General features: G+C 60.1%; 5 protein-coding genes. 2 read left to right on the forward strand and 3 right to left on the reverse strand.

Annotated features, from left to right (window positions below; all coding sequences use genetic code 11):
* Positions 1 to 480: IS3 family transposase (locus tag B5G28_RS13850; RefSeq protein ID WP_087249740.1), on the forward strand; the 480-nt coding region annotated here is incomplete at its 5' end.
* Positions 481 to 737: 257 nt separating this feature from the next.
* Here B5G28_RS13850 and B5G28_RS13855 read toward each other — a convergent pair.
* From B5G28_RS13855 to treP, 3 genes are all read right to left on the reverse strand, one after another.
* Positions 738 to 2,501, reverse strand: a complete 1,764-nt coding sequence (locus B5G28_RS13855) for a bifunctional UDP-sugar hydrolase/5'-nucleotidase (protein ID WP_087249742.1) — start codon at positions 2,499 to 2,501, stop codon at positions 738 to 740.
* Between the two features lie 246 nt (positions 2,502 to 2,747).
* Positions 2,748 to 4,382 (reverse strand): alpha,alpha-phosphotrehalase, encoded by a 1,635-nt coding sequence (gene treC / locus B5G28_RS13860; protein WP_087249744.1) that lies wholly within the window; start codon positions 4,380 to 4,382, stop codon positions 2,748 to 2,750.
* An 84-nt stretch (positions 4,383 to 4,466) separates the two neighbouring features.
* The gene (gene treP / locus B5G28_RS13865; protein WP_087249746.1) at positions 4,467 to 5,882 is read right to left on the reverse strand and encodes a PTS system trehalose-specific EIIBC component; all 1,416 of its coding nucleotides are present in this window, start codon (positions 5,880 to 5,882) and stop codon (positions 4,467 to 4,469) included.
* A gap of 231 nt (positions 5,883 to 6,113) precedes the next feature.
* On the opposite strand from treP, the gene treR reads away from it, so the two are divergent.
* Positions 6,114 to 6,854: a trehalose operon repressor gene (treR, locus tag B5G28_RS13870; protein WP_087249748.1), complete on the forward strand. Its 741-nt coding sequence runs from the start codon at positions 6,114 to 6,116 to the stop codon at positions 6,852 to 6,854.
* Positions 6,855 to 7,220: the final 366 nt, after the last annotated feature.

Consider the following 7,220-nt stretch of genomic DNA (forward strand, 5'->3'; position numbering starts at 1 on the left):
CCAAATCAAAAGTGGGTCACAGACATTTCTTACATTCATACCAAGGAAGGCGTTCTCTATCTGTCCATGATCCGTGATCTGTATGACAGAAGCATTGTCGCTTACAAGACCGGTACCAGCCAGACAGTCAATCTTGTATTGGATACCATCCATCTTGCGATGAAGTCTGTAAAAACAGAAAGTCGCCGGGAGTTGCAGCTCCACAGCGACCAAGGGTTCCAATACACCTCGCAAGCATATTTCGACCTGACTAAAGAATACGGCATTACACCGTCTATGTCAAGGCGTGGAAATTGCTATGATAATGCGTTGGCTGAAAATTTCTTTGGCATCCTGAAAACTGAGTGTATCTACAGACACAAACCGGAGACTTTTGAACAGGCCAATAAAATGATTGACGATTACATCTACTTCTACAACCATGAGCGCATTCAACTGAAAACAGGACTGGCTCCGCTTACGCTTCGCCAGTCCTGTTAAGCTCCCCACTACACGAGGGTCTTTTTATTCATGTCTACTAATTCTGGGGCAGTTCAAACCTAGATGAGGCGAGGGTTGTTGTATTTTATAGGTTTTTCAGCGCGTACCGGGTGGGAAATCAGGCTATCTGAAATCTTGGACTCACCGGGCCGCAGGCCGGGAGCCTGCTAAAGAGGCTGAAACCTCACCGCCGGCAGGGCCTCGTGAAGCCCACAGCAGTCAGCGGTACCAGGTGAAAATCTTTTGGTCCTTTTCTTTTAGAAAAGGACGATGCGGCCGGCGCCGTAGGGATTCTCGTAGTCCAGCAGGTAGCCGGGATAGTCGGCCAGGGGGCTGTTGGCGGTGGTGATGGTGGTGCCGTCAAACAGCATGGCGTAGCTGGACAGAACCAGATAATCCTCCGAGACGTAATCCTTCACCAGGGTTGCGCCGTCGAACATGGCGAAGCCGTCGCCCAGGCTGCGCAGGGTGTAGTTCATGCCGGCCATGTTGTAGGTGCGGTTGGGATCCAGAGGCTCGTAAGTACCGGTGGTGCGGTTGTAGATCTTGACGTTCTGTACCCGCGGCGTGCCGGTGGCAGGGCCGGTCCAGACGTTCTGGTCGTCGGTCTGGACGGTGTTGGGCAGATCGGTGTGGATCTCATAGGTGGCGCCTGCAACCTGCAGGAAACCGCCGTTCTCCTGGCCCGAACCCGCAAACCGGGCGCCGAACTCCAGGGCGTTCTGGATCTGGGCGCCGGTCACCGACATCAGGCAGGCCACGTTCCCGAAGGGGCTGACCGTCTTGCAGGTCATGTAGGTCCAGTCGCCTGCCGGCACGTCGGCACGGATGCCGCCGCCGTTCATGATGGCGATGTCGCAGTCCAGCTTCTCGATCTCGTTGAAGTAGGCATAGATGCCGTCGGCCACCAGGTCGCCCATGTTGGTCTCCTGGCTGCGGATCAGGCGCTTGCCGGTGACGGGGTCGTTGATGTAGAAGTTCACCGGGCTGGCAGCGATCTTCTCGCCCAGCATATCGTCCACGGCGGCGATCCAGTCGGTCTGGAGGATCTGCGTCTCGTTGAAGGGGTTCAGGTTGGTGGAGGAAATCAGCTCGGTGGTGAAGTTGCGTTCGGTGTCGATGGTCATGCGGCCCACGTTGCCCATGTAGCAGCCGGTCTGGGTCAGGACCACCGGGTTGCCCTCGGCGTCACGGACGATCTCGCCGGCCATCTCGGTGTGGGAGTGGCCGTCGATGAAGGCGTTGAAGCCCACCGTGTTCTGGATCACCTCACGGCTGGTCCAGGGCGACGAAGAACCGTCCACGCCCAGGTGGCCCAGGCCGATGACGAAGTCGGCGTACAGCCATGCCTCGTCGATGGCCTTCTGAACGGCCTTGTACAGCTCCTTGCCGTCGTCGCCGCCGTCAATGCCGTAAATGTACTTGGTCTGGTCGGCGTCCATGAAGTAGGCAGGGGTGGACTTGGTGATGGTCTCGGGGGTGGTGACGCCGATGAAGGCCAGCAGCCGGCCGCCGCGGAAGAAATACTTGATGGAGGGCAGCACCTTCCGGCCGGTGCGCAGGTCCTTGAAGTTGCAGCTGACGTAGGGGAAATCGGCTTCCTCGTTGATGATGGTCATGATGCGGTCCATGCCATAGTCAAACTCATGGTTGCCCAGGGTGGCCAGATCATAGCCGGCGGAGTTCATCAGCTTGATGATGGAAGCGCCCTTGTCCATGGCGCCGTAGGCGGTGCCCTGGATGTGGTCGCCGGCATCCACCAGCAGCACATCCATGTCTGCATCCTCATAGCTCCGCTTCAGGGCAGCGATCGAAGCATAGGTCAGATCCGGGCTCTCGTTGTCGATGTAGGTGTGCACATCGTTGGTGTACAGGATGGTGATGGGAGTCTTGTCAGGCGCTACCAGGGGATAGAAAGCGTCTGCACCCAGGGGGGCCGCAGTCAGGCCCAGGGCCGCTGCTGCGCCGGTGGCTGCACCGGCGGCCTTCAGGAAATTACGACGGGATATATAGCTTTTCATCGAAATGTCCTCCTCGTCTGTTTACTGCATTGTGGTGTCGGTTTTTGCGCCGCAGGGCATCCAAACCCCGCAGTACTGTACTATAACAATAGCATAAAACCCCACCTAAAACAAGACCCAAACCGTCAAATTCTGTTTTTCTCAAACCATATCTCAAAAGTTATTGGACACTCTGGCCAAAAAACGGTCAAGTTGAGCCCTTCCCCTCCCCGGCCGCGGCGTGGCGTTTTTCGACACGCTCAGAAATCAGCCCTTCTTGAGCACCCAGCACTCATAGGGGCGCAGGCTGGTGCGGCTGCCGCCGTCGGGATAGTTCCCCAGCAGCAGGCCGGCGCCGGCCCAGCCCTCGGGCAGGGTCACGGGGGCGTCGCGGCCGGTGAGGTTGCAGACCACCAGAAGCTGGGTGTCCTCATTCCACCGGCGATAGGCCAGCAGGTCGGAGTCGTCCTCGTACAGGAACTGGATCTGTCCCCCGCTGATGACCGGCTCCTGCTTGCGCAGGGCCACCAGCTGTTTGTAGTAGCTGAAAATCGAGTCGGGGTCCTTCACCTGGGCGGCGGCGTTGATGGCCGGATAGTTGTCCGCCTCCCCCAGCCAGGGGGTGCCGGTGGTGAAACCGGCGTGGGCGGTGGCGTCCCACTGCATGGGGGTGCGGCCGTTGTCCCGGCTGCGCTGGGCCAGGATCTCCAGGGCCTCGGCGGCGGTCTTGCCCTGCTGCTGGAGAATCTGGTAGTAGTTCAGGCTCTCCACGTCCCGGTACTGGCCGATGGAGGTATAGTGGGCGTTGGTCATGCCGATTTCCTCGCCCTGGTAGATGTAGGGGGTGCCCCGCATCATGTGGGTGGCGGTGCCCAGCATCTTGGCGCTTTCCTTCCAGTATTTGCCCTCGTCGCCGAAGCGGCTCACCGCCCGGGGCTGGTCATGGTTGCACCAGAAAAGGGCGTTCCAGCCGTGACCCGCCTGCATCCCCTCCTGCCAGAGGGTGAACAGGTTTTTCAGGGCCATCCGGTCGGGGGGCATCAGGGACCACTTGTCCCCGTTCTTGTAGTCCACCTTCAGGTGGTGGAAGCTGAAGCTCATGGTCAGCTCGTGGCGGTCGGGGTTGGTGTAGCCGATGCAGTTTTCCAGGCTGGTGGAGGACATCTCACCCACCGTAATCATCCCGTCGATGCCGCCGGCGGCCACCAGTTCCTGCAAATACCGGTGGACGTTGCGGCCGTCGGTGTAGAACCGCCGCCCGTCCCCCTCGTGGTCGTCCTCAAAGACTTCGGGCTTGGAGATCAGGTTCACCACGTCGAAGCGGAAGCCCTTGATCCCCTTCTCCCGCCAAAACCGCAGGATGCCGGCCAGCTCGGCCCGCACCGCCGGGTTTTCCCAGTTCAGGTCAGCCTGGCTGACGTCGAACAGGTGCAGGTACCACTTGCCCAGGCCGGGCAGGTATTCCCAGGCCGGCCCGCCGAACTTGGACACCCAGTTGGTGGGGATTTTGTCGGGGGCGCCGTCCTTGAAGATGTAGTAATCCTGATACTTCTTGTCCCCGGCCAGGGCCTTCTGGAACCACTCATGGTCGGTGGAGGTGTGGTTGAACACCATGTCCAGCATCAGGCCGATGCCCCGCTTGTCCGCCTCGCGGATGAGGGTTTCCAGATCCTCCATGGTGCCGAACCGGGGGTCTACCGCCCGGTAGTCCGCCACGTCATAGCCGTTGTCCCGCTGGGGCGAGGGGAAAAACGGGGTCAGCCACAGGTAATCCACACCCAGGTCTTTCAGGTAGTCCAGCTTGGCGGTGACGCCGGGCAGGTCGCCCAGGCCGTCGCCGTCGGTGTCGCAAAAGGACTTGGGGTAAATCTGATACACCACTTTATCTTGGAAATTTGCCATCGCGTATCCCTTCTTTATCTTGCCGAAATGTTCTTATCATGGTTCCTGTCTGCCCGCGGGGGCGGGTCGGAAATGGCTTTGGAATTACTGCACGTGCTTCTTCTTGCCCACGATGACGGTGAGGACGAAGGGCACCACCACAGCGATCAGCATGCACAGAGCGAAGCTGAGCATGGACTGGGGCTGGATGGAGAGGATGCCGGGCAGGCCGCCCACGCCGATGGCGTTGGCGGTGGTGGAGGTGGCGGTGCAGACCACGCCGGCGATGGCCGAGCCGATCATGCCGCACAGGAAGGGGAAATTCAGCTTCAGGTTGACGCCGAAGATGGCGGGCTCGGTGACGCCCAGGTAGCAGGAGATGCAGGCGGGGACGTTGACTTCCTGTGCGTCGGCATTCTTGCGCTGGAGGTAGATGACGCCCAGAACGGCGGAGCCCTGAGCGATGTTGGACAGGGCGATCATGGGCCACAGCATGGTGCCGCCGAAGTCAGCGATCAGCTGCAGGTCGATGGCGTTGGACATATGGTGCAGGCCGGTGATGACCAGCGGCGCATAGATGAAGCCGAAGATGGCGCCGAACACCACCCGGAAGGAGCCGGAAATGCCGACGTACACCACCGAGGAGATGGCGGAGCCGATGGTCCAGCCGATGGGGCCCAGGACGAAGTGGGCGGCCATGACGGCCAGCACCAGGCTGCAGAAGGGCACCACGATCATGGAGATGACGGCGGGGCAGATTTTGCGGAAGAACTTTTCCAGATACACCAGGGTGAAGGCGGCCAGAACGGCGGGGATCACCTGGGCCTGGTAGCCGATCATGTTGACCTGGATGAATCCGAAGTCCCACTTGGGGATGTCGGCGGCGGCGGTGGTGGCCACCGAATAGGCGTTGAGCAGCTGGCCGGACACCAGAGTCAGGCCCAGGATGATGCCCAGGATCTGGGTGGTGCCCATTTTCTTGGTCACCGACCAGCAGATGCCCACCGGCAGCATATGGAACACGGCCTCGCCGATCAGCCACAGGAAGCTGTCCACGCCGCTCCAGAACTGGCTGATGTCGCACAGGGTCTTGGTGCCGTCCTCGAACAGGTACAGGCTGTCGATGCAGTTGCGGAAGCCCAGGATCAGACCGCCGGTGATGATGGCGGGGATCAGGGGGGCGAAAATCTCAGCCAGCGCGCTCATGACCTTCTGCAGGCGGTTCTGGTTCTGCTTGGCGGCGCTCTTGACCGCCTCCTTGGAGACGCCCTCGATGCCCGACACCGCTACGAAATCATTGTAAAACTCGGACACGGTGTTGCCGATGATGACCTGGAACTGGCCCGCCTGGGTAAAGGTACCCTTGGCGGACTTGATTTTCTCGATCCGGGGCACATCCGCCTTGGCCGGGTCGTTGAGCACAAAGCGCATCCGGGTGACGCAGTGAGACACCGCCGCAATGTTCTCTTTGCCGCCGACGGCCGCCAGCAGCTCTTTTGCGTCCTCTTGGTACTTGCCCATGAAAACATCCTCCTTCGATTGGTGCCACATGTTCAAAAGTCCGAACATGTTCAAATAGGTTTTCGTTCTGGAGCAAGTATAGCATTCCGGACAAAAAAGTCAATCGAAACCCGCAAAAATATGCGTGATACCAGACATTTTCAGAGCATGGCACAAACTGCGCTCTTGCAATTTGGAATGATTCACTGTATAATAGGGTCAAACATCTGAACATGTGGGAGGTTGATTACGGTGCCCAAAGCCAAATACGAAGGGATCTACCGCAGCATCAAGCAGCGGATCGAAGCCCTGGATTATCCCTACCAGACCCTGCTGCCCGCCGAGAGCGAGCTGATCCGGGAATACGACTGCGCCCGCAACACCCTGCGCCGGGCCCTGGCGGACCTGACGTCGGACGGATACCTGCAGCCCATCCAGGGCAAAGGGGTGCGGGTGATTTACCGGCCGGTGGGACGGACGGCGTTCCGGATCGGTGTGATCGAGAGTTTCCAGGAGACCGCGGCCCGCAACCACCTGCGGGCGGTGACCAAGGTGGTGAGCTTTGAGCCCACCGTGGCGGACGAGCGGCTGGCGTCCCAGAGCGGGTTCATGGTGGGCGAGCCCTTGTGGGCCATCGAGCGGGTGCGGTATCTGGACGGCAAGGCCCTGATCCTGGACTGCAACTACTTTTCCCAGGAAATGATCCCCGGCCTCACCGCCGAGATCGCCGCCGGCTCCATCTACGACTACATCGAAAAAGACTTAAAACTCCGCATCACCACCACCAAGCGCCGGGTCACCATGGACCACGCCACCACCCGGGACCGGGCCCTGCTGGACCTGGACAACTACGACGGCGTGGTGGTGGTTTCCAGCCTGACCTTCGACGCCGACGGCCTGCTGTTCGAGTACACCCAGTCCCGCCACCAGCCGGCCTACTTCTGTTTTGAGGATACCGCCACCCGGCGGCGGCAGAGTCAGATCGAAGGGTGATTTTGCCCGCTTCGGTGGGCAGTCAAGCCGACCGCGTCCTGCGAACGAAACCGCTTTGTGGTCTATTCCCCCGAAGGGAGCAACAGCGGCGACCGCGTCCAGTGGACGAAGCAGTGAGCCGCCGCTGGCGCCGCGCTCCGGTTTTTGCAAGCGCCCTCCGTGGCGCGCCGCAAAAATCGGCTAAGCGCAAGAGAATTGTCGCGCAGCGACAGGGGGACACATTAAATGGGTGGAGGGTGGGTTTAGATCATAAATAAGCAAAAACTTTGCCGCTCCTGCCTTTAACACTCTGTTTCTTCTCCCTCTTTGTCCGCTCCGCTGGGGCCAGCGGGGGAGGGAGGGGGTTTCGACTCCCCCTCCCTACCC

Origin of the sequence: Faecalibacterium sp. An77 (genome assembly GCF_002161315.1) — a bacterium.
Lineage (GTDB): Bacteria > Bacillota > Clostridia > Oscillospirales > Ruminococcaceae > Faecalibacterium.